The organism is Saccharothrix stipae, from assembly GCF_054781895.1.
This window is the reverse complement of sequence record NZ_BAAGTN010000007.1, coordinates 353,237-377,769: the sequence shown is the minus strand read 5'-3', so window position 1 is coordinate 377,769 and position 24,533 is coordinate 353,237. Positions and strand designations below refer to the sequence as shown.

Sequence of the window (24,533 nt, the reverse complement as noted above, 5' to 3'; positions counted from 1 at the left end):
GCTCAGCCCTCCCGTCGGGTGCGCGGGTCGAGCGCGAGGTAGGCCACGTCGGCGAGGAAGTTCGCCAGCAGCACGGACAACGTGATGATCAGGAAGATGCCCTGCATGAGCGGGTAGTCCTTGGCTCCGACGGCCTGGAACAGCTGCAGGCCCAGGCCCGGGTAGGAGAACACGATCTCGACCAGCAGCGTGCCGCCGACGATGAAGCCCAACGACAGCGCGAACCCGGAGACGTTGGGCAGCAACGCGTTGCGCGCCGCGTAGGCCACCATCACGCGGCGGTCGGACAGGCCCTTGGCGTGCGCGACGGTCACGTAGTCCTCGGAGGCCACCGTGACCATCATGTTGCGCATGGACAGGATCCAGCCCGCCATGGACGAGATCAGGATGGTGAACGCGGGCAGGATGCCGTGCCGCAGCACGCTGCCGATGAACTGGAGGTCCGGGTTGGGCACCAGGCCGCCGTCGTAGGCGCCGGAGGCCGGGAAGAAGCTGTCCGGGCCGGTCAGCAGCGCGATCGCGATGAGGCCGAGCCAGAAGTACGGGATGGACGAGACGAACGTGGTCACCGGGATCAGCGCGTCGGCCCACGAGCCGCGCCGCCAGCCGATGCCCGTGCCCAGCGCGGTGCCGATCGCGAAGCCGAGCACGGTGGTGATGCCGACCAGGCCGAGCGTCCACGGCAGGCCGTCGCCGAGCACCTGCGACACCGGCGACGGGAAGTGCGTGAACGACAGGCCGAGGTCGCCGCGCAGCAGCTGACCGAGGTAGTCGACGTACTGCTCGACCAGGCTCGCGTCCTTGTCCAGCCCGAACAGCACGTACAGCGACTGCACGGCCTCGCTGGTCATCTGGCCGCGCGAGCGGGTGATCAGCGCCTGCACCGGGTCGCCGGGGATGACGCGCGGGATGAAGAAGTTGATGGTGATCGCGGCCCACGCGGTGAACAGGTAGAACGCGATCCGCTTGAGGAGGTAGCTCACGGCACCTCCCCGGCGCCGGTGCCGGCCGTCTCCGACCCGACCTCGACCACGCGCAGCTTGACCTTGTCGCCCTCGGACAGGTCGTCGTCGTAGAGCCAGCAGGCGGCGAAGTGCGCCTCGGTGCCGCGCGCGCCGTCGTCGCCGATGGCGAACCGCGGCGGCACCCGCTCCGCGCAGACCCGCATGGCGTGCGGGCAGCGCGGGTTGAACCGGCAGCCCTCGGGCGGCGTGATCAGGCTCGGCGGCTCCCCCGTGCCGCCGTCCTTCTCCTGCGCGGCGGGCCGGTCGGGGTCCGGCGCGGAGTCGATCAGCAGCTGCGTGTACGGGTGCGCGGGCCGTTGGGTCACGGTCTCGCTGTCGCCGCCCTCGACCACGCGCCCGGCGTACATCACGAACGTCTCGTCGGCGAAGTAGCGGGCCGACGCGATGTCGTGGGTGATGTAGAGGATCGCCAGGTGCAGGCGTTCCTTCAGGTCGCGCAGCAGGTTCAGCACGCCGAGCCGGATGGAGACGTCCAGCATGGACACCGGCTCGTCGGCCAGCAGCACCTCGGGGTCGGCGCCGAGGGCGCGCGCGATGGCGACGCGCTGGCGTTGACCCCCGGACAGCTCGTGCGGGAACTTGTCGACGTACCGCTCGGGCGGGGTGAGCTGCACGCGGGTCAGCAGGTCGGCCAGCGCCCGCTCCAACTCCTGCGGCGTGCGGCCCGAGTTGCCGTGGATCTTCAACGCGCGGGTCAGGTGGTAGCGCACGGTGTGCACGGGGTTCAGCGAGGCGAACGGGTCCTGGAAGATCATCTGGACCCGCTTGCTGTACGCCCGGAAGCGCCTGCCGCCCTTGACCTCGACCGCCTCACCGTGTAGCCGGATCACGCCGGCGGTCCGCGGGTAGAGCTGCGCCAGCAGCCGGGCCACCGTCGACTTGCCCGAACCGGACTCGCCGACCAGGGCGGTGACCCGGCCGCGGTGCAGCCCGAGCGTCACGTCCTCGACCGCGCGCACCGAGCGCACGGTCCGGGACAGCAGCTCGCGCCCGCGTTTGCGGACCGGGAAGTGCTTGGTCAGGCCATCGGCCTCCAGGACCACCTCAGTGGTCCCGGAGGCCGACGGTGCGGTGCCGGTCGTCATGCGGCCGGCTTCAGGTGCATGACGACGTCGAGCGCGTTCTCCAGCGTGGGCTGGGCGGGCGCGTACGGGTTGGCCTGGTCGGGCCAGCCCACCCAGTTCTTCGTGCTGTACTGGCCGCCCGCGTTGGCCGCGGAGGTGATGGCGACCGGCATGTCCCGCACGTGGATCTGCTGGAGCTTGTGCAGGGCCGCGTTGCGGGCGGTGTCGTCGGAGGCGTTGGCGTACTCGTTGAGCAGCGCGGTCGCCTCGGGGTTCTCGTAACGGCCGTAGTTGCCGTTGATGCCGCTCTCGCCGATCGGCTTGTACAGCGCGCCGTTCATGATGTTCTCGTAGATGTCGTACGGCGTCGGACCGTTGTTGGTCCAGTGCAGCGCGGCCTGGAAGTCACCGGTGTCGAGCGCCTTGCTCCACGCGTCGGCGTTCGGCAGGTCGACCGTCGCCTCGATGCCGATCTTGGACACGTTGTCCTTGATGATCTCCAGGTTCGTCACGTAGTCCGACCAGCCCGACGGCACGGTCATCTTCAGCGTGACGGGCTGACCCGACGGGTCCTTGAGCTTGTCGCCCTCGAAGGTGAAGCCGGCGGCGGTCAGCTCCTTCTTCGCGCCCTCGACGTCGACGTTGACGACCTTGCCCTTGAACTCGGGCGCGATGTAGGAGTCGCCGGCGGGCGTCGGGATGCCGGTGATGTTGTCGACCTTCGGGTAGAAGTACCCGGCCTCGCCCTGCACGAAGATGTCGTCGCGGTTGATCACCATGTTGACCGCGCGGCGCAGGGCCGGGTTGTCCCACGGCTTGACCTTGGTGTTGAACCACAGGCCGTGGATGCCGAGCACCGGCGGGAAGTAGAGCTTGTAGTGCTCGGGGTCCTTGGAGGTGTAGACGGCCTCGTAGTTCGGGATGAACACGAAGCTCCACTCGGCCGCGCCGGTCGCCAGGGCGGTGGTCTGCGCGTTGTTGTCGCTGTAGGAGGTGTAGCGGACCTCCTTGACCTTGGGCAGCTCCTGCCAGTACGAGTCGCGCACGGTCAGCGTGACGGTCTGCGACGTGAACGTCTTGAGCGTGTACGGGCCGCTGCCGACGGGGGTCTTGACCGCGTCCGTGCTCGGGTTGGCGATCGTCGACCAGATGTGCTTGGGCACGATCAGCTGTTCGAGGATCTTCTTCTGGTTGACGAACTGCGACCTCGGGAAGGCGACGTCGACCTTCTTGCCGGACGTGGAGATCACGTCGTAGGGCACGGAGTCGACGTTGAGGCCGGGGTTCTTCTTGAGCAGCTCGAAGGTGAACGCCACGTCCTCGGCGGTGAGCGGCTTGCCGTCCGACCACGTCGCGCCGTCGCGGATGGTCAGGCTCAGCTTGCCGTAGTTGTCCGACCACTCCCACTCGGTGGCCAGCCACGGCTTGGGCTTCTCCGTGGGGTTGGTCTCGTTGACCATCGCCAGCGGCTCGAAGATCAGCCGGCGGTAGCCGAGCGAGCTGGCCGCGGACGTGTTGAGGAACGGGTTGTTGTTCTCGGTCTGCGGGCCGTTCGGCATGCCCACGTTCAGCACGCCTTCGTTCGTGCTGTTCGCACCGGGGTTCGTGGTGGAACAGGCGGCCGAGAACAGCAGTGCTGCCGCGACGGCGAGAGCGGACGTTCGCCTGAGTCGCATGGGTTCTCCTTGTCGGGCGGGGGAAGGGCGAGCGCTCGTGAGTGCGGGCCGCGGGTGCCATCGCGGCTGGGACGCCGACGGCGTCCTCGTGTCGTTGCAGACTCAACCCCGGTGAGCCAAGTCACGTCAATAACGAACAGGTTACAAACTTAGTCTAATTTTAAGTCGCAAACTAAGGTCCGAGCCGTGGCTCCGAAGCGCACCACCGTCCGCGACCTGCGTCGGCAGAACCGGTCGACGCTGCTGTCGACGCTGTTCTTCGACGGGCCTTTGAGCAGGTACGAGCTGTCGCGGCGGACCGGGCTGTCGGCCGCGACGGTGTCGAACGTGACCGCGGAGCTGGTCGACGACGGGCTCGTGGTGGAGGCCGGTTCGGTCGACTCCGACGGCGGCCGGCCGCGGGTGCTGTTGCGCGTCAACCCGGCGTTCGGGCACGTGGTCGGGGTGGACGTGGGCGAGACCGGGATCAAGGTCGAGCTGTTCGACCTGTCGCTGACGCAGCTGGCCGCCTTCGACCACGCCTTGTCGCCGTCGTCCCCCGGCGCGGTCGCGTCGTTGATCGCGTCGTCGGTCCGGGACGTGGTCGCTTCGGCCGGAGTCCCGGCATCGACCGTGCTCGGCGTCGGGATCGGCGTGCCCGGGACGGTCGAGCAGGGTGCGACGGCGGTCGTGCACGCGCCCACCATCGGGTGGGACGCCGTGCGGCTGGAGGAGTTGGTGGCCTCGGCGTCGGAGTCCGCGTGGCCGTTGTACGTGGAGAACGGGGCGAAGACGCAGGGTCAGGCGGAGATGTGGTTCGGGGCCGGTCGTGGGGCTCGGCACGTGGTGATAGCCCTCATCGGGTCCGGGGTCGGTGCGGCGGTCGTGACCGACGGCGGTGTGTACCGGGGCGCCACCAGTTCGGCGGGCGAGTGGGGGCACACGACGATCGTGTACGGCGGTCGGCCGTGCCGGTGCGGGGCTTCGGGGTGCTTGGAGGCCTACGTGGGCGCGGAGGGCATCCTCGACCGGTACCGCAAGGCGCGGGGGCGTGAGCTGCCCGGAGGTGACGAGCAGTCGGCCGTGGCCGCGTTGATCGACGCCGCGTCCCGGTCGAGGACGGCAGCCCGCGTCCTCGACGAAACCGCCGGTTACCTGGGGGCGGGCATCGCGAACCTGGTGAACCTGTTCAACCCGGAGCGGATCGTGCTGGGCGGGTGGGCCGGGTTGGCCCTCGGCTCGCACCAGCTGGACCGGATCGTGGCGGCGACGCGTGCGCACGCGTTGCGGCACCCGTACGAGCAGATCTCGATCGAGCTGGGCCGGCTGGGTCCGGACGCCGTCGCCGTCGGCGCCGCCACCCTGCCCGTCGCGGCCCTGCTGGACCGCGCAGCCGACCCGCGCAAACCGGTCTCCCGCGCCGACATCGCCTGACCTGAACGTTGAACTCGGGGTACCTGAACGTAGGACACGCGCGTTCTGAACGTAGGACACGCGCGTTCTGAACGTAGGACACGCGCGTTCTGAACGTAGGACTCTCGCGTGAGTCGTACGTTCAGGTCGGGTGAGTCGTACGTTCAGGTACCCCGAGTTCTACGGTCGGGGTGGTTGACATGGTGGGTGGTGGGGGCCGAAGGTGGGATGGGAGAGCGCTCTCCGAGGTGAGGGGTCGGTGTGGACGAGCCGGAGTTGGGGTTGTTGGTCGGCAAGTTGGACGTGGCGCGCAAGGTTCGGCTGCTGACCGGGGCCGCGGTCTGGCGGACGCACGACGAGCCGGACATCGGGTTGCGGTCGATCGTGGTGTCGGACGGGCCGATCGGGGTGCGCGGCCAGGGGTGGGACGAGCGCAGCACGTCGCTGGCCCTGCCCTCCCCCACCGCGCTGGCCGCCACCTGGGACGTCGGACTGGTCCGCCGGCTCGGCGTGCTGCTGGCGGCGGAGGCGCGCCGCAAGGGCGTGGACGTGCTGCTCGCGCCCACGCTCAACCTGCACCGGTCGCCGTTCGCCGGCCGGCACTTCGAGTGCTACTCCGAAGACCCCCTGCTCACCGCCCGCATCGGCGCCGCCTACATCACCGGCGTGCAGAGCGGCGGCGTCGCGGCCACCGCCAAGCACTACGTGGCCAACGACTCCGAGACCGAACGCATGACGCTGGACGCCGACGTGGACGACCGCACCCTGCGCGAGGTCTACCTGGCCCCGTTCGAGGCCGCCGTCGAGGCGGGCGTGTGGGTGGTGATGTCGGCCTACAACGGCGTCAACGGCACCACCATGTCGGAGAGCCCGCTGCTGGACGAGCCGCTGAAGGGCTCCTGGGGCTTCGACGGGCTGGTCGTCTCCGACTGGGGCGCGACCCGGTCCACCGCGCCGTCCGCGAACGCCGCCCAGGACCTCGCCATGCCCGGCCCGGAGAGCCCCTGGAACGACCTGGTCGCCGCCGTCGGGAACGGCGACGTATCGGAGCACGCGCTGGACCTGAAGGTCGCACGGCTGCTCCGGCTGGCCGCCAGGGTCGGCGCGCTCAACGGCACGGCCGCACGGGAACCGCAGGTCGAAGCCCCGCTGGAACTGCTCCGCGAAGCCGTCGCGGCGAGCACCGTGCTGCTGCGCAACGACGGCACCCTCCCGCTGTCCCCCGGTGCGAAGGTCGCCGTCCTCGGTCCCAACGCCGCCACCGCCCGCATCCAGGGCGGCGGCAGCGCGGGCGTCTACCCCGAGTCGGTCGTGTCCTTCGTGGACGGTCTGGCCGAGGTGGCCGAGGTCGGGCACACGGCCGGCGTCCGGCCGCGGACCCGACCGTCGCCGCTGACCACCGCCAACGCCCGCCACCCGCACGACGGCGAGCCCGGCGTGCTGGTCCGGCTGCTCGACGCCGACGGCGCGGAGCTGACCGCCGAGCACCGGTTCCTCGGCCGCATCCTTGAGGTGCCGCTGGTCGACGGCGCACACACGGTGGAGATCCACGGCAAGCTCACCGTGGACGTCACCGGCGACTGGACGATCTCGGTCGCCGGTTTCGGCCGCCTCACCCTCGACGTCGACGGCGAGCGGCTGGTGGACGAAGACGTCCCGCTCGACACCGACGACCCGGCCGTCATCCACCTCACCCCGCCGTCCCGGCACGCCACGGCGCACCTGGACGAGGGCACGACCGTCGACCTCGTGGCACGCCGTGAGCTGCGCGAACACACCGGGACGGCGACCGTCCTCGCGGCCGACCCGCCCCACCTGAGCGAGGCGGACGAGCTGGCGCTGGCCGTCGAGCTGGCCCGCACGAGCGACGTCGCCGTGGTCGTGGTCGGCACCACGGACGAGATCGAGAGCGAGGGCTTCGACCGGACCTCGCTGGCCCTGCCCGGACGCCAGGACGAGCTGGTCCGCGCGGTGCGCGCGGTGAACGACCGGACCGTGGTCGTGGTCAACTCCGGCGGCCCGGTCGAACTGCCCTGGCGCGACGAGGTGGCCGCGGTGCTGCTCTCCTGGTTCCCCGGCCAGGAGGCCGGCCACGGGCTGGCCGACGTGCTGTTCGGCGTCCGCGAACCCGGTGGCCGGTTGCCCACGACGTGGGCCGCCACCGCGCGCGACCTGCCCGTGTCGAACGTGGCACCCGAGAACGGCATCCTGCGCTACGACGAAGGCCTGCACATCGGCTACCGCGCCTGGCACCGGTCCGACGCGCGGCCGGCCTACTGGTTCGGCCACGGCCTCGGTTACACGACCTGGGCGTACGAGGAGGTCACCGCCACCGCGTCCGGTGTCCGAGTGCGCGTGCGCAACACGGGCGACCGCGCCGGGCGCGAGGTCGTGCAGGTCTACCTGGCACGGCCGGACAGCGCGGTCGAACGGCCGGAGCGCTGGCTGGCCGGCTGGGCCATCGCCACCGCCGGCGCGGGCGAGGCGGTCGAGGTCGACGTCGAGGTGCCCGAGCGCGCGTACCAGCACTGGACCGCGGCCGGCTGGACGACCGAGCCCGGCGGGTTCACGGTGCTGGTCGGCCCGTCGGCGGGCACCACACCGCTCACCGCCCGCAGCACCCGCGGCTAGGTCTGGTCCCGGGTGGGATCACCAGGTGTAGGTGGGTCCCTTCCTGGGACCGACGGCGGCGCCGAGGTGTCGGGCGGGAAGGTGGTCCGGGCGGCTTCGGTGGCGCGGTGATCACCCGGCTGCCGTCCGGGGCGACGACCGAGTTGGCCACGACCTGTTCGCGCACGTCCTCGGGCCACTGCGTGGAGGCGTCGAAACGCGCCCCGTCGAACGCGGAGAGGTCGATCCGCGCGGTGCGCACCGCCGGGTTGCCGAGGGGTCGAGGCCGGCCGAGTGCCCGTCGGCCGAGTGCCCGCTGGCGGGGAGCAGCGCGTCGGTGAGGATCGCGCCGCGCAGGTCGGTGGAGGTGAGATCGGCTCCCCGGAGGTCGGCTCCGACGAGGCGGGCGTGCGGCTGCGCGCAGGAGGTGAGCACCGCGCCGACGAGGTCGGTGCCGTCGAAGTCCGGGGCGCCGAGCCTGGCGCCGCGGAGGTCCGCGCCGTGCAGGTCGATCCCGGGTAACTCCCCGCTGGGGAAGGTGGTTCCGCGCAGGTCGGCACCGGGGACGAGCCGCGCGCGGAAGTCGTCGGCGTCCATCGTTCGAGTGTGGCACCGCCCGGTCGTGCCCGGCACGGGCGGCGAGGTCCGTCAAGGCGAGGAGAGCGCTCTCCAGACATGGCAGAATGAGCCGCATGAGCAGACCGCCGACGGCCCCGCCGACGTTGGAGGACGTGGCGCGGGTCGCCGGCGTGTCCCGCGCGACCGTCTCCCGGGTCATCAACGGCACCCGCAACGTCGACCGCAAGATCCAGGAGATCGTCCGCGCGGCCATCGACAAGACCGGGTACGCGCCCAACCGCGCGGCCCGGTCCTTGGTGACCAAGCGGTCCGGCACGATCGCGCTGGTGGTGTCGGGCGCGGGCGACCCCGGCGAGGAGGACGCGTTCGCCACGCGGGTGTTCTCCGACCCGTTCTTCGGCCGGGTGGCCAGCGGGGTGCTGGGCTTCCTGCGCACGCGCGGCGTGCACCCGGTGCTCATGGTCGCCGACACCGAGCGGGCCAGGGAGGACGTGCTGGCGTTCCTGCGGCAGGGCAGCGCGGACGGCGCGCTGCTCGTCTCGACCCACGCCGAGGACCCGTTGCCCGCCCGGCTGGTGGCGGCCGAACTGCCCGCCGTGCTGTTCGCGCGGCCCGCCCGCCCCGTGCCGATCAGCTACGTAGACCTCGACCACCGGGCCGGGGCGAAGCTCGCCGCCGACCACCTGGTGCGGCGCGGGTGCGGCCGGGTCGCGGCGATCACCGGACCGCTGGACGTGCCCGCGTCGCAGGACCGGCTGACCGGGTTCCGCGACGCCGTGGCGCGGCACGGGATCCCGTACGTCCCCATCGCCGAGGGCGGGTTCACCGCCGCCAGCGGCGAGGTGGCCATGGAACGGCTGCTGGCCGAGCACCCCGGGATCGACGGCGTGTTCGCGGCGAACGACCTGATGGCGCAGGGCGCGTTGGCGGTGCTGCACAAGCACGGTCGGCGCGTGCCGGACGACGTGGCGCTGGTCGGTTTCGACGACAGCAGCCCCGCGCTGGTCTGCCGGCCGCGGTTGACCACCGTGCGCCAACCGGTCGAGGACATGGCGGCCGGGATGGCCCGGTTGCTGCTCGACCACGTCGAAGAACCGGGACTGCGCCCGAAATCGGTCATCTTCGAGCCCGCGCTGGTGGTGCGCGAGTCCGCCTGAACCGTCGTTGACGTCTTCGCAACATCGGCGTTACGCTCCGAGAGAGCGCTCTCTCAGCGCCTCCGGTGCCACGGAGGCACAGCTCCGGGCCATCTCGCGCCCCTTACCTCGTCAGGTAGGACCATGAGCTCTCCCCGTTCCCTGTCACGGGTCCTGACCGCCGCGCTGGCACTCGGCCTCGCCGCGGTGCTCAGCCCCGTGATCACCCAGTCCGCGCAGGCCGCCGAGTGCGGCACGACCAACGCCGCGCTGAACCGGCCGGTGACCGCGTCGTCCGTCGAGAACGGCGGCACCCCTGCCGCCGCCGCCGTCGACGGCAACACCGGCACCCGCTGGTCCAGCGCGTTCGCCGACCCCCAGTGGATCCAGGTCGACCTCGGCTCCACGCAGCAGGTGTGCCGCGTGACGCTCACCTGGGAGGCCGCCTACGGCCGGGCGTTCCAGGTGCAGTTGTCCGACAACGCGTCCACTTGGAACACCGCCTACTCCACCACCACCGGCACGGGCGGTGTGCAGACCCTGACCGTGGCCGGCAGCGGCCGCTACCTGAGGGTGCACGGCACGGCGCGCGCCACCGGCTACGGCTACTCGCTGTGGGAGCTGGCGGTCAACACCGAGACCACCGGCGGCATCGTCATCCCGCCGACCGACCCGCGCAACCCGGACTTCGGCCCGAACGTGCTGGTCTACGGCCCCGGTTACGACCGCGCCGCGATGCAGTCGCGGTTGGACCAGATCGCCACCCAGATGAAGACCAACCAGTTCGGCTCGGAGCGGTACGCCGTGCTGTACAAGCCGGGCGTGTACGACGCGGACGTCAACCTCCGCTTCTACACCCAGGTCGCGGGCCTCGGCCTGCGGCCGGACGACGTGCGGCTCAACGGCCACGTGCGCGTCGAGGCCGACTGGTTGCAGCAGGGCGACAACCCGAACAACCTGGGCAACGCGACGCAGAACTTCTGGCGCCAGGCGGAGAACCTGCACGTCAACCTGCCGGCCGGGCAGATCGAGCGGTGGGCCGTCTCCCAGGCCGCGTCCTACCGGCGGATGCACCTCAGCGGCCAGGTCCAGCTGTGGAACGGCGGCGACGGCTGGGCGTCCGGTGGCCTCATCGTGGACAGCAAGATCGACGGCGTCACGGTGTCCGGTTCGCAGCAGCAGTTCCTGACCCGCAACAGCAACCTCGCGGGCGGTTGGAACGGTTCGGTGTGGAACATGGTGTTCGTCGGTTCGCAGGGCGCGCCCGCCCAGCACTTCCCGAACCCCTCGCACACCACGGTCGACACCACGCCGGTCGTGCGCGAGAAGCCGTTCCTGCACTTCGAGAACGGCGAGTACAAGGTGTTCGTCCCCGCGCTGCGGCACAACTCCCGCGGCACGAGCTGGGAGTCCGGCGCGCCCGCCGGCCAGTCGATCTCGTTGGCCGACTTCTTCATCGTCAAGCCGGGCACCCCGGTGGCGACCACGAACGCGGCGCTGGCACAGGGCAAGCACCTGCTGCTGACGCCCGGTGTGCACCGCCTCAACGACACGATCAACGTGACCCGGCCGAACACCGTGGTGCTGGGCCTCGGTCTGGCGACGCTGTCGCCGGACACCGGCCGGGCCGCGCTGGCCGTGTCCGATGTGGATGGTGTGAAGCTGGCCGGCTTCCTGGTCGACGCCGGTGTGCAGAACTCCCCCGTGCTGCTCCAGCTCGGCCCGACGAACTCGTCGGCCTCGCACGCCGCCAACCCGACCTCGATGCACGACGTGTACCTGCGCGTCGGCGGTCCCCAGGCGGGCAAGGCGACGGTCTCGCTGGAGGTCAACAGCGACAACGTGATCATCGACCACACGTGGGTGTGGCGCGCCGACCACGGCACCGGCCCCACCGGCTGGACCGCCAACACCGGCCGCAACGGCGTCGTCGTCAACGGCGACAACGTGACCGCGTACGGGTTGTTCGTCGAGCACTACCAGCAGTACAACACGGTGTGGAACGGCAACGGCGGCCGCACGTACTTCTACCAGAACGAGCTGCCGTACGACCCGCCGAACCAGGCCGCCTGGATGAACGGCTCCCAGCTGGGCTGGGCCGGGTACAAGGTGGCCGACCACGTCACCACGCACGAGGGCTGGGGCATGGGCGTGTACGCCTTCAACCAGGCCGACCCGAGCGTGCGGACGGCGAACGGCTTCGAGGTGCCCAACCGACCGGGTGTGCGGCTGCACGACCTGGTCACGGTGTCGCTCGGCGGTGTCGGCACGATCGACAACGTGGTGAACGGCATCGGTGGCGCCGCGAACATGGCCACGCAGCAGCGGTACGTCGTCAACTACCCGTGACGACCGCTGCCTGACCGTGCGTTCGACGAACCGCCCCGCCGAGTCCCGGCGGGGCGGTTCACGTCATTCGGCGGGCATCACGCAGAACGGGTGGCCCTCGGGGTCGGTGAGGACGGTCCACTTCTCCCCGCCGGGCTGGAAGTCCGGCTTGCCCGCGCCGAGGTCGAGCAGGGTCGCGACGGTCGTGCCCACGTCGTCCACGGCGAAGTCGAGGTGGGCGTGCTTGCGGTCGTCGGGCCAGCTCGGGCCCTGGTAGCCGGCGACGCGCTGGAAACCCAGCTGCACCGCGCCGCCGTCGCCGAGGTACACGAAGTCGTCGTCGGCGTAGGTCGACGGCCAGCCGGTCGCGGCGGCGTAGAACTCCGCGAGCTTCGCCGGGTCGGCGCTGTCGAGCAGGATCGTGGCCAAGCGCATGATCGTTCCTTCCGGGTTCGGTGCGGACAGCTTCTCCGGCCGGCCGGGCGCCGGTATTGAACTTTTTTGTCGGACCCCCGGCATAGGTTCCGGGGCGTGCTCACCCAGACCCGGCTCGTGGCGTCGGCCGATTTCGCGGTCGACGCGGTGACCTGCACGGGTGCGCACGCCCGGTGGTCGGAGGCCGAGCTCGGGTCCGGGCACCTGGTCGTGCTGGTGCGGCGCGGCCGGTTCCGCCGGCGGGCGCGGGACGGGGTGTTCGACGCCGAGCCGGGCACGGCGTACCTGCACGCGCCGGACGAGCCGGTGCGGTTCGCGCACCCGGCCGGCGGTGACGTGTGCACGGCGGTGTGGGTGCGGCCGGAGCTGTGGCGGTCCGTGGCGGGTGAGGACCGGCCGGCGCGGACGGCGTTCTACGTCGACGCGGCGGTGGAGCTGGCGCACCGCAGGCTCGTGGCCGGCCGTGACGTGGCGTTCGGCGTCGCCGAGGACCTGGTCCGGCTGGTGGGTGCGGCGGTGGGCCGCGTCTCGGACCGCCCGCTGCCCGGTGCGGCGGACCGCGCGGTGGTGGCCGCGGCGCGCGAGGCGGTGCTGGCGGACGCGCCCGAGTCGGCCGGGCTGGTGCCGCTCGCGGAGGCGCTCGGCGTGTCGCCGTACCGGCTGAGCCGGGCGTTCAGCCGCGAGGTCGGCGTGTCGCTGACGAGGTTCCGCAACCGGGTGCGGGTGGGGCGGGCGGTCGAACGGCTGGAGGCGGGCGAGGTCGACCTGGCGGGTCTGGCGGTGGACCTGGGTTTCGCCGACCAGGCCCACATGACCCGCACCGTCCGCGAGCACCTGGGCCACACGCCCACCGCGCTGCGCCGGCTGCTGTCCGGCTGAGCCGCTCGGCCCGGGTCCGCTCGGCCCGGGTCCGGTCGGCAGGCTAGTTCGCGGACAGCGGCAGGGAGTTCGTCGGCATCCGGACCGCGCGCAGGAACGTGGGCAGCAGCCACGGCCGCTTCCCGGTGACGCGCAGCTTCCCGGTCAACGCCGCCCGGGTCCGGCTGACCCGGCCGAACAGCACGAGGTGCAGCACCGCCGGGTCGAAGCCCAGGCGCACGTCGACCGGCCCGCCCGGCTCCTCGACCGTCACCCGGCCCCGGTGCAGGACGACCGTCACCGGCGTCGTGTAGCGGGAGCTGAAGGCGACCGCGATGCGGCGGTCGCGGGGTGGCGCGCCGTCGAGCAGGCTGCCGACGTCGTTGCGCAGCAGGCCGATGATGAACAGGTCGAAGAACGGCGCCGCTTCACGCGACGGGATCGCCCACGGCGTGCCGACGGCACGGGCGATGTCCCAGCCGTGGATGAGCAGTTCGTTGACGAGGTGGGCGAGCACACCGCCGATGGGCACCTTCGACGCGCCCAACCACGGCACGGTCCGCTCGGGGTCGGCCTGCGCGGTCAGGTCCAGGATGGTGGCCACCATGGACCGCAGCATGGCCGCGAGCTTCGCCGGGTCGCGCTCGGTGAACCGGTTCAGCGCCAAGGCGTTCAGGTCGGCGACGGTGTCCACGGTGACCGTGGGGATGAACTCGGCCAGGGCCGGGTCGGCGACCTCGCCGCCGTCGGGCGCCAGGAGCGTGGTGTAGATCGAGGCGATCATAACGACGTGCGCGGCGGTGTCGGTCACGGTCCAGTCGGGTGTGGCGCGCGCATCCGGGTCCGAGGCGACGACGAGCTCGGCGAACCGCCCGGTCACGGTCGGCAGCACGGCCCGGACCACCGACCACTGCTCGGACACATCCCCCACGGCAACCCCCCAGTCGTTCGTGTGGCGACCAACGGACGATAGCAGCGCCGGCCCGCCCTCGGTTCTCTTCGGCTGCGATGCCTGCGGAGCCGCGGTCGCCCGGCGGTGGGCTGTTAGCCTCGAATTCGGGTCGGGGGATCCGGAGTACGGGGGGAATTCATGCGGTTTCTCACCGCTGCCTTGATGGCGGCTGCCCTGGCCGTGGTCGTGCCGGCCGGGCCCGCCGCGGTGGCCGAGCCACCAGCCGCGGCCGCCGGGTCCACCTACACGGCGCTGTCGCCGACGCGGGTCCTGGACACCCGTTCGGGCCGGGGGCCGATCGGTGCCGGGGGCACCACGACCGTCGACCTGGCCGGCCGGGTGCCGGCCTCGGCCACCGCGGTCGTGGTCAACCTGACCGGGACCGAGCCGACCGCGGACACCTACGTCACGGCCTCACCGCACGGGCAGACCCGGCCCGTGGTGTCCAACCTGAACCTGCGGGCGGGTGAGACGCGGGCGAACCTGGTGACCGTGATCGTCGGGGCGGACCGCGTGCTCGACCTCTACAACAACGCGGGCAGCACCCATGTCGTCGTCGACCTGGCCGGGTACTACTCGACCGGCACCGGGTCGAGGTTCCTGCCGGTGCAACCGAATCGCGTGCTGAGCGTGCGTGCCGGCGCCGGGAGCACCACGACGCTGGACCTCTCGTGGGCCGTGCCGCAGTCGGCCACCGCCGTCGCGCTCAACGTGACCGCCGCGACCGCGACGGCGAACACGTTCGTCACCGCGTGGCCCGCCGGCGGCGCCCGGCCCAACGCCTCGACGGTGAACGTGCCCACCGGTGGCACCAATCCCAACCTGACGACCGTCGCGCTGGGCGCCGGGCGGTTGGTGAACCTGTACAACAACGCCGGTGTTGTCGAGCTGCTGGTCGACATCCAGGGCTTCTACACACCGGAGTTCGGCGCGCTGTTCACCCCGTTGGCGCCGCAGCGGATCTTCGACACCCGCGACGGCACCGGCAACTACGACCAGAACCGCACGCCCATCGGGCAGGCGCAGCACCGGAGCGTCGTCCCCGGCGCGGCGGTGCCGAACGAGGCCATCGGCGCGGTCGTCAACATCACCGGGATCGCACCGACCGCCGACACCCACATCACCGCCTGGCAGTACACCAACATCCACGGCCCGTGGACGTCCAACCTGAACCTGACGCGCGGCCAGACGGCGGCGAACCTCGCCGTGGTCGAGATCGGTGGCGAGGTCGACAGCGGGCGCTTCTACGCCTACAACAACGCGGGCGACGCCCACGTCGCCATCGACCTGGCCGGGTACTTCGCCATGCCGCCCGCGCCGTGCACCCACGACTGCGCGTACGTGTGGGGCGGCAACGGCGGTTACCTCGGCATCGGGACGAGGACGGGCGACACCCTGCCGACGCCGTTGTACGCGTTGTCCGGCGTGGTGTCGGTGGCGTCGCGGACCGCGGCGCTGGCCGACGGCTCGGCGTGGGTCTGGGGCTTCAACGCCGGCCACAACACCGGTGACGACTGGAACGCCACCGCGCACGTCCCGTTCCCGGTGCGGGTGCCCGGCCTCACCGGGGTCGTCGCGGTCGCCAACACCGACGGGGCGGGCTTCTCGAACACCCACTACGCGCTGCGGGCCGACGGGACGGTCTGGTCCTGGGGCGGCGACGCCTACGGCGCGCTCGGCACCGGCGGGGTGTGGCCACCGGCGATGCGGCCGCAGCAGGTATCCGGGCTGACGGGCGTCACCGCGATCGCGGGCAGTTGGGGCACCGGGTACGCGTTGCGCGCCGACGGCACGGTGTGGGCCTGGGGCTGGAACGAGCACGGCGAGCTCGGCAACGGGTCCACCGCCCCGGAGTCGAACGTGCCGGTCCGGGTCGGCGGCCTCACCGGGGTCGTCGAGATCGCCGCCGGCTCGTCCAACGCGTTCGCCGTCACCGCCGACGGCAGCGTCTGGGCGTGGGGCGCCAACCACAACGGCACCCTCGGCAACGGCACGACCGGAGGCCTGTCGCGGGTACCGGTGCGCGTCTCCGGGTTGACCGGGGTCGTCGCGGTCGACGGCGACAACCAGAACGGCTACGCCGTGCGCGACGACGGCACGGTCTGGTCGTGGGGCACGAGCGCGTGGGCCGGTCTCGGCGACGGCACCGACTGCCACGAGTGCACCAGGAACGTGCCGGCCCGCGTCGAGGGCATCGGCGGCGCGGTCGACGTCGTCAGCCACTACCACGGCGGACAGGTGCTGGACTCCTCCGGCCGGCTCTGGATGTGGGGCTGGAACCAGTCGGCCGACCTCGGCATCCCGTCCAGCGGCAAGCCGGCGTTGCGGCCGGTGCAGCACCCGAGCCTCACCAACGTCACCGGGTTGGGCGACGGCGGGCAGGCACTGGTGGACACCCCGTGACGGCCGGGTGGGCACCGGGATCCACCGGTGCCCACCCGCCAGGCCTCAACCCGCCGGCCTTCAGCCCGTCGGCTGCACCGCGCGTCGCCGTTGCGGCGCCTGGTAGGCGAGGTTCCACACCGTTTCCACCGGTCCGCGCGGGAACCGCCGCATCCACCACGACGCGCCGACCAGCAGCAGGGCCGAGATCACCAGCCACATGCCGAAGGTGAACCACGCACCGAGGTGCCCCCAGCGCTCGGTCAGCCCGAGACCCCACCGGTAGCAGAGCACGGACGCGATCACGTTCTGCGCGATGTAGCAGCTCAGCGCGGACCGGCCGACCGCCGTGACGCCCCGGCGCAGCCGCCCCGGCTCGGCGCGCATCCGGTTGACCAGCGCGGTGATCCCGCCGAGCAACCCGAACGCGACCATCGGCGCGCACGCGTACCGCTCGACGGCGAACCACTCGGGCCCGGCGAACGTGGCCGCGACGTTCAGCGGCACGCCGACACCCAGGCCCCACACCATCAGCCGCCGTTGGATCAGCGCGCCCCGCGCGGAGTCCTCCAGCGCGCCGGCCTGGAACAGGCGCGCGCCACCCAGGAACAGCAGGGTGCTCAGCGGCAGCACCAGGAACCCCTCGGCGCGGAACATCCCGAAGTACTCGACGCGGTCCCGCACACCGCCCCACCAGCTGTCCGCGGCGAGGACGACCCCCGCGTCGCCGACCGTCGTGCCCTCGGCCAGCAGCGCCGCCGTGATCAGGCCGACGACGGCCAGGTTCACCACGCCCGCCGCGACCATCCAGCCGGTCTGGACCCGCGAGCCGCGCCCGACCAGGTAGGCGACCAGCACGGACACCACGGCGTAGAACATCAGCACGTCGAACTCGAAGATGAGCACGTAGTGCGCCAGGCCCTCGAAGAGCAGCAGCGCCGAGCGCCACAGGTACCAGCCCGGCCACCGCCGCCCCCGCCGTTGCGCCGAGCGGTGCTGGATCGCCAGGCCGATGCCGAACATGATCGACAGCAGGCCGAGGAACTTCCCGTTGCTGATCATCTGCAGCAGCGTGGTCGCGGTGTCGCCCGCACCCCCGCCGAACTCGGTCAGGAAGCCCATCACCCCCTCGGGGTGCGTGAAGATCCAGACGTTGGCCCCCAGCGTGCCGAGGATCGCCACCCCGCGCAGCACGTCCAACGCCGCGATGCGTCCACCCATGTCGCTCCTCCCGAACAACTCCCGTGAGGCGAAGCTAGGGCGAGGGGCGGTGGTCGATCGTCGGCCGAAGGTCCGCGGTCGTGTCGCACCTTCGGACGACCGGCTCGGCCGAACGGATGACGCGATGGCAGCGGATCGTGAGTACGGAAGGTCACAAGTGCATACCGTGCGCACCTGGCCACACGAACGTAACCTCGCGCGCCCGGCACGCAACACGCGGTTCATAGCTTCTCGGTTCCACCTGCTCGAAAGGAGCCGCCGGTGCGTCCCGGAACCTTCAGTCGCGGTCTGCTCGCCCTCCTGCTGCCCGTTCTGCTCGTGACGGCTTGCGTCGACGAACCCGGTGGCGGCGCGGGCGCCTCCGGTGACGAGATCAAGGTCGGCATCCTGCACTCGTTGAGCGGCACCATGGCCATCAGCGAGGTGACCGTGCGCGACGCCGAGCTGCTGGCCGTCGAGGAGATCAACGCCAAGGGTGGCCTGCTGGGCAAGAAGGTCGTCCCGGTCACCGAGGACGGCGCGTCGGACTGGCCCACGTTCGCCGAGAAGGCGCAGAAGCTGATCTCGCAGGACAAGGTGGCGACGGTGTTCGGCGGCTGGACCTCGGCCAGCCGCAAGGCGATGCTGCCGGTGTTCGAGCGCAACAAGGCGCTGCTGTGGTACCCGGTGCAGTACGAGGGCCTGGAGAGCTCGCCCTACATCTTCTACACCGGCGCGACGACCAACCAGCAGATCGTGCCCGCGCTGGACTACCTGGCCGGGCAGGGCAAGAAGAAGATGTTCCTGGTGGGCAGCGACTACGTGTTCCCGCGCACCGCCAACAAGATCATCAAGGCGTACGCCGCCGCCAAGGGCATCGAGATCCTGGGCGAGGAGTACACGCCGCTCGGCCACACGGAGTACAGCACGCTGGTCAACAAGATCGCCGACGCCAAGCCCGACGCGGTGTTCAACACCCTCAACGGCGACAGCAACGTGGCGTTCTTCAAGCAGTTGCGCGGTTCCGGCATCACGCCGCAGACCACGCCGGTGGTGTCGGTGAGCGTCGCCGAGGAAGAGGTGAAGGGCATCGGCCCGGAGAACGTGGCCGGCCACCTCGTGGCGTGGAACTACTACCAGACCACCACCACGCCCGCGAACGACGCGTTCGTCAAGGCGTTCAAGGCGAAGTACGGCGCGGACAAGGTGACGTCCGACCCGATGGAGGCCGGTTACAACGCGGTCCACCTGTGGGCGGAGGCGGTGAAGAAGGCGGGCACGACCGAGGTGGAGGCCGTGAAGAAGGCCGCGGGCGGCATCTCGATCGAGGCGCCCGAGGGCACGACCACCATCGACGGCGAGAACCAGCACGTGGCCAAGACCGCCCGGATCGGCCTGGTCCAGGCGGACGGCCAGATCAAGGAGGTGTGGTCCTCCCCCGGCCCGATCAAGCCCGACCCGTACCTCAAGTCCTACGACTGGGCCGGCGGCCTGGGTTAGGGGGTCGATCCCATGGGGGCATTGGCCAACCAGCTGCCCATCGGGCTGAGCATCGCCGCGGTGCTGTTGCTCATCGCGCTCGGCCTGACGTTCACGTTCGGCCAGATGGGCGTGATCAACATGGCGCACGGCGAGTTCATCATGGCGGGCGCCTACACCGCGTACCTCTTGCAGAGCTCGTCGTTCCTGGGTGACGCCGGCCAGTCGTTCCTCATCGCGCTCCCGGTCGCGTTCGTCGTGGCCGGGTTGATGGGGCTGCTGCTGGAGTGGTCGCTGATCCGCCGGTTCTACGGGCGGCCGTTGGACACGCTGTTGTTGACCTGGGGCGTGAGCCTGGTGCTGCAACAGCTCGCACGTGACGTCTTCGGCGCGCCCAACGTGCAGGTGACCGCGCCGTCGTGGCTGGTCGGCGGCGTGGACGTGCTCGGTGTCCGGCTGCCGTACAACCGGGTGTTCATCATCGTGCTCGCCGTGCTGTGCGTGGTCGGGGTGTGGCTCTACCTGACCAGGCTGCCCGCCGGCCGGCGGATGCGGGCGGTGGTGCAGAACCGGGAGTTGGCCGCCTACAGCGGCATCGCCACCGGGCGCGTGGACCGGTTCACGTTCCTGCTCGGCTCGGGGCTGGCCGGGGTGGCGGGCGTCGCGCTGACGCTCGTCGGCCCGGTCGGCCCGAGCCTGGGCACCTTCTACATCGTGGACGCGTTCCTGGTCGTGGTCGCGGGCGGGCTCGGCCAGTTGCGCGGCGCGGTGCTGGCGGCGGTCGCGCTCGGGTTCCTCAACGGCTACCTGGAGTTCTGGACCGACGCGAGCCTGGCCAAGGTGCTGGTGTTCCTGGCGATCATCGCGTTCCTCCAGGTCCGGCCGCAGGGCATGTTCGTGCTGAAGGGGAGGGCGCTGGTATGACGTGGGGTCGCATCTCCCTCGTGGCGTGCGTCGTGCTGCTGGCGGTGGCGCCGTTCGCGCTCTCGCCGTTCCGCCTCGGGCTGCTGGCGAAGTACCTGTGCTTCGCGATCGTCGCGGTCGGCATCGCGTTGGCCTGGGGCCAGGGCGGGATGCTGACGCTGGGGCAGGGCGTGTTCTTCGGCCTCGGCGGCTACGCGATGGCCATGTACCTGAAGTTGCAGGAGGCCGGGTCGGCCGGGCTGCCCGACTTCATGGTGTGGAGCGGGGTCGAGCAGCTGCCCGCGCTGTGGAAACCGTTCGGCAACCCGGTGTTCGCGCTGGCGGCGGTGGTGCTGGTGCCCGGCCTGGTCGCGTTCCTGCTGGGGTTGCTGGTGTTCCGGCAACGGGTGCGCGGCGCGTACTTCGCCATCCTGTCCCAGGCGTTGGCGGCGGCGTTCGTGATCCTGCTGGTGGGTCAGCAGGGGCTCACCGGTGGCACCAACGGCATGACCAACTTCAGCCAGTTCTTCGGGTTGGACCTGACCGACCCGAACGGGCAGCGCGCCGTGTACGCGATCGCGGCCGTCGTGCTCGGCGTGACGTTCCTGGTGGCGAAGCTGCTGGTGCGCAGCCGGTTCGGCCGGTTGCTGGTGGCGGTGCGCGACGGCGAGGACCGGGTGCGGTTCCTCGGCTACGACCCGGCCGTGGTCAAGACGATCACGTTCACCGTCTCGGCGGTGATGGCGGGTCTGGCCGGTGCCCTGTTCGTGCCCGTCGTCGGCATCATCTCCCCCGCGCTGCTCGGCATCGTGCCGTCGCTGGAGCTGCTGGTCGGCGTCGCGGTCGGCGGGCGGTTCGTGCTCGCCGGAGCCATCGCGGGCGCGATCGCGGTCAACTACGCCAAGACCCTGTTCAGCGAGGACTTCGCCGAGGGCTGGCTGTACCTGCAGGGCGGGCTGTTCGTGCTGGTGCTGGTGTTCGCGCCGAAGGGCCTGGCGGGCGTGGTCGAGTCCGCGCGGCACCGGCTGCCCGCCCGTCGGCGACCCGCGGAGGTGACGGCGTGAGGGCGTTGCTGGAGGTGCGCGGGCTGCGCGTGGTGTTCGACGGCTTCGCCGCGATCGACGGACTGGACTTCACCGTCGAGGAGGGCGAGCTGCGGTTCCTGATCGGGCCGAACGGCGCCGGCAAGACGACGCTGATCGACGTGGTGACCGGGCTGACCAGACCCGCGGCGGGCAGCGTCACGTTCGGCGGTCGGGAGCTGGTGGGCAGGCGGGAGCACCACATCGTGCGGATGGGTGTCGGCCGCACGTTCCAGACCGCCACCGTGTTCGAGGAGCTGACCGTGGTGGAGAACCTGGACCTCGCGGAGGGCTTCCGGCTGCCGCTGCGGTCCTTGTTGCGGCGTCGGCGCGGTGTGTCCGACGCGGTGGCCTCGGCGTTGGAGGCGGCGGAGCTGACCGCGTTGGCGGACAAGCCGGCCGGGGTGCTCTCGCACGGCCAGCGGCAGTGGCTGGAGATCGGGATGCTGCTGGTGCAGCGGCCGAAGCTGTTGCTGCTGGACGAGCCGGTGGCGGGGATGAGCCGCGCCGAGCGCGAGCGGACCGGCGAGCTGCTGCACCGGATCGCGTCGACCCACACGGTGGTCGTGGTCGAGCACGACATGGAGTTCCTGCGCAAGTACGCGCGCAAGGTGACCGTGATGCACCAGGGGCACGTGCTGCGCGAGGGCTCGGTGGCCGAGGTGCAGGAGGACCCGCGGGTGCGCGAGGTGTACCTGGGGCGGGCCAAGGGGAAGGCGGTGACGTGATGCTGTCGGTGTCCGGGGTGGACGCCGCCTACGGGCGGGCGCGGGTGCTGTTCGGCGTGGGGCTGGAGGTGCCCGCCGGGTCGCTGGTGTGCGTGATGGGGCGCAACGGCGTCGGCAAGACGACGTTGCTCAAGACCCTCATGGGCACGCTCACGCCCACCGCCGGCCGGATCACGTTCGACGGCCACGACATCACGCGGATGCCGACGCACCAGCGGGTGCGGGCGGGCATCGGGTACGTGCCGCAGGGGCACGTGTCGTTCCCGCAGCTGACCGCGTGGGAGAACCTCCAGGTCACGCTGGAGGCCACCGGGCACCGCGACCCGACGGCGGTGGACGGGGCGCTGGACGTGTTCCCGGCGTTGCGGCAGCTCCTCAAGCGGCCCGCCGGGTTCCTCTCCGGTGGGCAGCGCCAGCAGTTGGCCATCGCGCGGGCGTTGATCACCCGGCCGCGGCTGCTGTTGCTGGACGAGCCGACCGAGGGCGTCCAGCCGTCGGTGATCGACGAGATCGAGGCCGCGATCGAGCGGCTGCACCGGGAGGCCGGGCTGACCGTGCTGCTGGTCGAGCAGTACCTGGACTTCGCGGTGCGGCTGGCCGACAGCTTCGTGGTGATGGACGCGGGCGAGGTCGTGCACGCGGGCTCCACCGACGAACTCCAGGACGAGGAGGTGCGGCGGATGCTGGCGGTGTGAGCCGCCCGGTCCTACCGCCGCCTGCTCGCGGCCTGGCGGGCGAGCGCACCCGCGCCCAGGATCAGGATCATCGCCACCAGGCCCCAGCGACGCTGGTCGCGCACGTTGTTGTTGGCCGGCGCCAAGGTCTCCGCCCGACGATCGGGGATGTCCACGTCGACCGGCGGCGGCGGAGGTGGCGGAGGTGGCGTGTGCTGCGGTGGCGGCGGTGGGTTGGGCAGGGGAACGAGGGGCACGGCCCGCGGTGTGGTGGTCGTCCGCGCGATGGTGGTCGTCGGTGGCGGGTTCGTGGTGGTGGTCGTCGTCGGTGGCGGGGTGGTCGTGGTCGGCGGGGTGGTCGTCGGCGTCGGGCTGGGTGTCGTCGTGGTGGTCGTGGTGGTGGTCGTGGGTTTCGTGGTGGTGGTGGTGGGTTTGGTGGTCGTCGTGGGTTTCGTGGTCGTGGTGGGCTTGGTAGTCGTGGTCGGCGTCGGGATCGCGGACAGGCAGCCGGTCGAGTCGATGGTGTGCAGCGCCGGCCGTGACGAGATCTCGGTGACCACGCCCGTGCCGTCCAGCGCCACCCGCCACAACGTGCTGCGGCCGCCGTGCCGGTTGTTGGTCGTGTAGAGCGCGCCGTCGGGTGCCAGCGTCACCGCGCCGTACCCGCTGCCGCCGGGCAGCCGAGCGACGCCGGGCACGGTGGTCGTCTTGCCGGTGCGCGGGTCGATGCTCACCACCACGCCGCGGCCGTGGTGGGTGGCGACGCCGTAGAGCAGGCCGTCGGCCGGGTTGACGTCGAAGTCGTCGACGGTCACCCCTTCCGAGGGCCACAGCCAGGCCTTGTGCACGACGTGCCCGAACGTGGGGCTCTTCGGGTCGATGTCGACCGAGTGCAGCCACGGCCCGGCACGCACCACCAGCCGCTCGCCCACCACCGCGCCCGCCGTCGCGTGCCCCAGCAGGTGCGAGGGCGGCGTCGGCTTGCCGACCACCCGGCCCGACCGGTCGAGCGCGACGAGCCTGCCCTGCGGGTCCAGGCCGTAGACGAGGTTCTGCCTGGCGGAGAAGCCGATGGCGTTCAGCCGCACGTCGAGCGGGTTGAGCGGGGTCGCCTCGCCGGACGGGAACCGCACCTGGAAGGCGGTCGAGGGCCCATGCGCCCCCGCCTCGACCTGGATGACGGTGCACACGACCTGCGCGAGAGCTTCAATCATCCGAACCGCTCCACGGCGGCCTCGAAGGCCGCTGGACTCACCCCGGCCCCACCGCCGAACGGGTTCTGCAGCTGGTAGGTCGCGTACAGCAGCAGCGTGATGGTGGCGGCGAGGGTGGCCACGATGAGCACGTGGGTGCGAATGCGCGGGCCGCCGAACAGCAGCGGCAGGCAGACGGCCAGCACGCTGCCCGCCACCAGCACGAACCAGACGACCGAGCTGACCCCGCCGCCCGCCGCGTTCAGCCGTTCCTGCCTGGCCTCGTAGACCAGCCACAGCTGGTTCGCGGCCTCGGTCTTGCGCTCGACCTGCCACTCGTCGGTGGCGGGCGCCTCGGCCACGACCTGGCGCAGCCGGTCGAGCTGCGACCAGCCGGTCGACTCGAAGTCGGTGCCCTCCATCATCCCGGGCCACTCGTCGTCGATGACGGTCTCGGCGTAGACCCGCGACATCTCACGGACCTCCTCGCCGGTTTCCTTGGACAGCGCGTCGCTCGCCCACGTGGCGGCGACCAGCCCGTCCGCCTCCCGGTACGAGGCATCACTGGCCTGGTTGACGGCGTCGAACAGGGCGATGAGCACGAACGCCACCAGGACCGCGTGCAAGCCGCCCACGATCGTGAACACCTGCCCCGCGGCCTCGTTGTTCGCCGAGCGGCCCTCCAGCTCGCCGTACTTGCGGATCAAGTAAGCCAGGACGGCGGCCACGACGGCCGCGCCGGCGACCCACAGCAGACCTGTGAGATAAATGCTCATCAACGCCCTTTCGTCACTCGGATGAATTCCACAGATCTGGCGATTTCACGCTACGAAAACT

20 protein-coding genes are annotated in these 24,533 nt (G+C 71.4%); 11 read left to right on the top strand and 9 right to left on the bottom strand.

Features of this window, described 5'->3' with window-relative positions:
- Positions 1 to 2 precede the first annotated feature (2 nt).
- Genes ACYVLT_RS14460 through ACYVLT_RS14450 form a run of 3 tightly spaced genes read right to left on the bottom strand, consistent with a single transcriptional unit; the run spans position 3 to position 3,765 of the window.
- Positions 3 to 983, bottom strand: a complete 981-nt coding sequence (locus ACYVLT_RS14460) for an ABC transporter permease (RefSeq protein ID WP_461120684.1) — start codon at positions 981 to 983, stop codon at positions 3 to 5.
- Entirely contained in the window at positions 980 to 2,110 is a 1,131-nt protein-coding gene (locus ACYVLT_RS14455; protein ID WP_461120683.1) for an ABC transporter ATP-binding protein, read from the bottom strand. The genes ACYVLT_RS14460 and ACYVLT_RS14455 overlap by 4 nt, the downstream gene beginning before the upstream one ends.
- Complete coding sequence (locus ACYVLT_RS14450; RefSeq protein WP_461120682.1) at positions 2,107 to 3,765, bottom strand: ABC transporter substrate-binding protein; 1,659 nt, start codon at positions 3,763 to 3,765, stop codon at positions 2,107 to 2,109. The genes ACYVLT_RS14455 and ACYVLT_RS14450 overlap by 4 nt, the downstream gene beginning before the upstream one ends.
- A 186-nt stretch (positions 3,766 to 3,951) precedes the next feature.
- Here ACYVLT_RS14450 and ACYVLT_RS14445 point away from each other — a divergent pair, with 186 nt between their 5' ends.
- Together ACYVLT_RS14445 and ACYVLT_RS14440 are read left to right on the top strand one after the other, a co-directional pair.
- Positions 3,952 to 5,178 (top strand): ROK family transcriptional regulator, encoded by a 1,227-nt coding sequence (locus ACYVLT_RS14445; protein ID WP_461120681.1) that lies wholly within the window; start codon positions 3,952 to 3,954, stop codon positions 5,176 to 5,178.
- 240 nt (positions 5,179 to 5,418) lie between these two features.
- Positions 5,419 to 7,788, top strand: a complete 2,370-nt coding sequence (locus tag ACYVLT_RS14440) for a glycoside hydrolase family 3 C-terminal domain-containing protein (RefSeq protein WP_461120680.1) — start codon at positions 5,419 to 5,421, stop codon at positions 7,786 to 7,788.
- 111 nt (positions 7,789 to 7,899) lie between these two features.
- Here the strand turns inward: ACYVLT_RS14440 and ACYVLT_RS14435 are convergent, their stop codons facing one another.
- Complete coding sequence (locus ACYVLT_RS14435; protein WP_461120679.1) at positions 7,900 to 8,364, bottom strand: pentapeptide repeat-containing protein; 465 nt, start codon at positions 8,362 to 8,364, stop codon at positions 7,900 to 7,902.
- 95 nt (positions 8,365 to 8,459) lie between these two features.
- Between ACYVLT_RS14435 and ACYVLT_RS14430 the strand changes: the two genes are divergently transcribed.
- Entirely contained in the window at positions 8,460 to 9,503 is a 1,044-nt protein-coding gene (locus tag ACYVLT_RS14430; RefSeq protein WP_461120678.1) for a LacI family DNA-binding transcriptional regulator, read from the top strand.
- 123 nt (positions 9,504 to 9,626) lie between these two features.
- Positions 9,627 to 11,831 (top strand): discoidin domain-containing protein, encoded by a 2,205-nt coding sequence (locus tag ACYVLT_RS14425; RefSeq protein ID WP_461120677.1) that lies wholly within the window; start codon positions 9,627 to 9,629, stop codon positions 11,829 to 11,831.
- 63 nt (positions 11,832 to 11,894) lie between these two features.
- On the opposite strand, the gene ACYVLT_RS14420 is transcribed toward ACYVLT_RS14425, so the two are convergent.
- Complete coding sequence (locus tag ACYVLT_RS14420) at positions 11,895 to 12,245, bottom strand: VOC family protein (RefSeq protein WP_461120676.1); 351 nt, start codon at positions 12,243 to 12,245, stop codon at positions 11,895 to 11,897.
- A 96-nt stretch (positions 12,246 to 12,341) separates the two neighbouring features.
- On the opposite strand from ACYVLT_RS14420, the gene ACYVLT_RS14415 reads away from it, so the two are divergent.
- A complete protein-coding gene (locus ACYVLT_RS14415) occupies positions 12,342 to 13,124 on the top strand; it encodes a helix-turn-helix domain-containing protein (RefSeq protein WP_461120675.1) in 783 nt (260 codons plus the stop codon).
- Between the two features lie 43 nt (positions 13,125 to 13,167).
- Here the strand turns inward: ACYVLT_RS14415 and ACYVLT_RS14410 are convergent, their stop codons facing one another.
- Positions 13,168 to 14,034, bottom strand: coding sequence for a maleylpyruvate isomerase family mycothiol-dependent enzyme (locus tag ACYVLT_RS14410; RefSeq protein ID WP_461120674.1), 867 nt, complete (start codon positions 14,032 to 14,034; stop codon positions 13,168 to 13,170).
- Positions 14,035 to 14,217: 183 nt separating this feature from the next.
- Between ACYVLT_RS14410 and ACYVLT_RS14405 the strand changes: the two genes are divergently transcribed.
- Complete coding sequence (locus ACYVLT_RS14405; protein ID WP_461120673.1) at positions 14,218 to 16,458, top strand: RCC1 domain-containing protein; 2,241 nt, start codon at positions 14,218 to 14,220, stop codon at positions 16,456 to 16,458.
- A 60-nt stretch (positions 16,459 to 16,518) separates the two neighbouring features.
- On the opposite strand, the gene ACYVLT_RS14400 is transcribed toward ACYVLT_RS14405, so the two are convergent.
- Complete coding sequence (locus ACYVLT_RS14400; RefSeq protein ID WP_461120672.1) at positions 16,519 to 17,658, bottom strand: DUF418 domain-containing protein; 1,140 nt, start codon at positions 17,656 to 17,658, stop codon at positions 16,519 to 16,521.
- A gap of 261 nt (positions 17,659 to 17,919) precedes the next feature.
- On the opposite strand from ACYVLT_RS14400, the gene urtA reads away from it, so the two are divergent.
- Genes urtA through urtE form a run of 5 tightly spaced genes read left to right on the top strand, consistent with a single transcriptional unit; the run spans position 17,920 to position 22,524 of the window.
- Positions 17,920 to 19,137, top strand: a complete 1,218-nt coding sequence (urtA, locus tag ACYVLT_RS14395) for an urea ABC transporter substrate-binding protein (RefSeq protein ID WP_461120671.1) — start codon at positions 17,920 to 17,922, stop codon at positions 19,135 to 19,137.
- 12 nt (positions 19,138 to 19,149) lie between these two features.
- Positions 19,150 to 20,040 carry an urea ABC transporter permease subunit UrtB gene (gene urtB, locus ACYVLT_RS14390; RefSeq protein WP_461120670.1) on the top strand — a complete coding sequence of 297 codons (891 nt, stop codon included), beginning with the start codon at positions 19,150 to 19,152 and terminating at the stop codon, positions 20,038 to 20,040.
- The gene (gene urtC / locus ACYVLT_RS14385) at positions 20,037 to 21,083 is read left to right on the top strand and encodes an urea ABC transporter permease subunit UrtC (protein WP_461120669.1); all 1,047 of its coding nucleotides are present in this window, start codon (positions 20,037 to 20,039) and stop codon (positions 21,081 to 21,083) included. The genes urtB and urtC overlap by 4 nt, the downstream gene beginning before the upstream one ends.
- Positions 21,080 to 21,829, top strand: a complete 750-nt coding sequence (gene urtD, locus ACYVLT_RS14380) for an urea ABC transporter ATP-binding protein UrtD (RefSeq protein ID WP_461120668.1) — start codon at positions 21,080 to 21,082, stop codon at positions 21,827 to 21,829. The genes urtC and urtD overlap by 4 nt, the downstream gene beginning before the upstream one ends.
- Positions 21,829 to 22,524: an urea ABC transporter ATP-binding subunit UrtE gene (urtE, locus tag ACYVLT_RS14375; protein WP_461120667.1), complete on the top strand. Its 696-nt coding sequence runs from the start codon at positions 21,829 to 21,831 to the stop codon at positions 22,522 to 22,524. Before urtD ends, urtE begins: the two co-directional genes overlap by 1 nt.
- An 11-nt stretch (positions 22,525 to 22,535) precedes the next feature.
- Here the strand turns inward: urtE and ACYVLT_RS14370 are convergent, their stop codons facing one another.
- Positions 22,536 to 23,717, bottom strand: a complete 1,182-nt coding sequence (locus tag ACYVLT_RS14370) for a hypothetical protein (protein ID WP_461120666.1) — start codon at positions 23,715 to 23,717, stop codon at positions 22,536 to 22,538.
- A complete protein-coding gene (locus ACYVLT_RS14365; protein WP_461120665.1) occupies positions 23,714 to 24,472 on the bottom strand; it encodes a bestrophin-like domain in 759 nt (252 codons plus the stop codon). The genes ACYVLT_RS14370 and ACYVLT_RS14365 overlap by 4 nt, the downstream gene beginning before the upstream one ends.
- Positions 24,473 to 24,533 lie beyond the last annotated feature (61 nt).

Coding starts and splice junctions, on each gene's coding strand:
- ACYVLT_RS14455 (WP_461120683.1), bottom strand. CDS start 2,110: ATGACGACCGGCACCGCACCGTCGGCCTCCGGGACCACTGAGGTGGTC.
- ACYVLT_RS14450 (WP_461120682.1), bottom strand. CDS start 3,765: ATGCGACTCAGGCGAACGTCCGCTCTCGCCGTCGCGGCAGCACTGCTG.
- ACYVLT_RS14435 (WP_461120679.1), bottom strand. CDS start 8,364: ATGGACGCCGACGACTTCCGCGCGCGGCTCGTCCCCGGTGCCGACCTG.
- ACYVLT_RS14430 (WP_461120678.1), top strand. CDS start 8,460: ATGAGCAGACCGCCGACGGCCCCGCCGACGTTGGAGGACGTGGCGCGG.
- ACYVLT_RS14425 (WP_461120677.1), top strand. CDS start 9,627: ATGAGCTCTCCCCGTTCCCTGTCACGGGTCCTGACCGCCGCGCTGGCA.
- ACYVLT_RS14420 (WP_461120676.1), bottom strand. CDS start 12,245: ATGCGCTTGGCCACGATCCTGCTCGACAGCGCCGACCCGGCGAAGCTC.
- ACYVLT_RS14405 (WP_461120673.1), top strand. CDS start 14,218: ATGGCGGCTGCCCTGGCCGTGGTCGTGCCGGCCGGGCCCGCCGCGGTG.
- ACYVLT_RS14400 (WP_461120672.1), bottom strand. CDS start 17,658: ATGGGTGGACGCATCGCGGCGTTGGACGTGCTGCGCGGGGTGGCGATC.
- urtB (WP_461120670.1), top strand. CDS start 19,150: ATGGGGGCATTGGCCAACCAGCTGCCCATCGGGCTGAGCATCGCCGCG.
- urtC (WP_461120669.1), top strand. CDS start 20,037: ATGACGTGGGGTCGCATCTCCCTCGTGGCGTGCGTCGTGCTGCTGGCG.
- urtE (WP_461120667.1), top strand. CDS start 21,829: ATGCTGTCGGTGTCCGGGGTGGACGCCGCCTACGGGCGGGCGCGGGTG.
- ACYVLT_RS14370 (WP_461120666.1), bottom strand. CDS start 23,717: ATGATTGAAGCTCTCGCGCAGGTCGTGTGCACCGTCATCCAGGTCGAG.
- ACYVLT_RS14365 (WP_461120665.1), bottom strand. CDS start 24,472: ATGAGCATTTATCTCACAGGTCTGCTGTGGGTCGCCGGCGCGGCCGTC.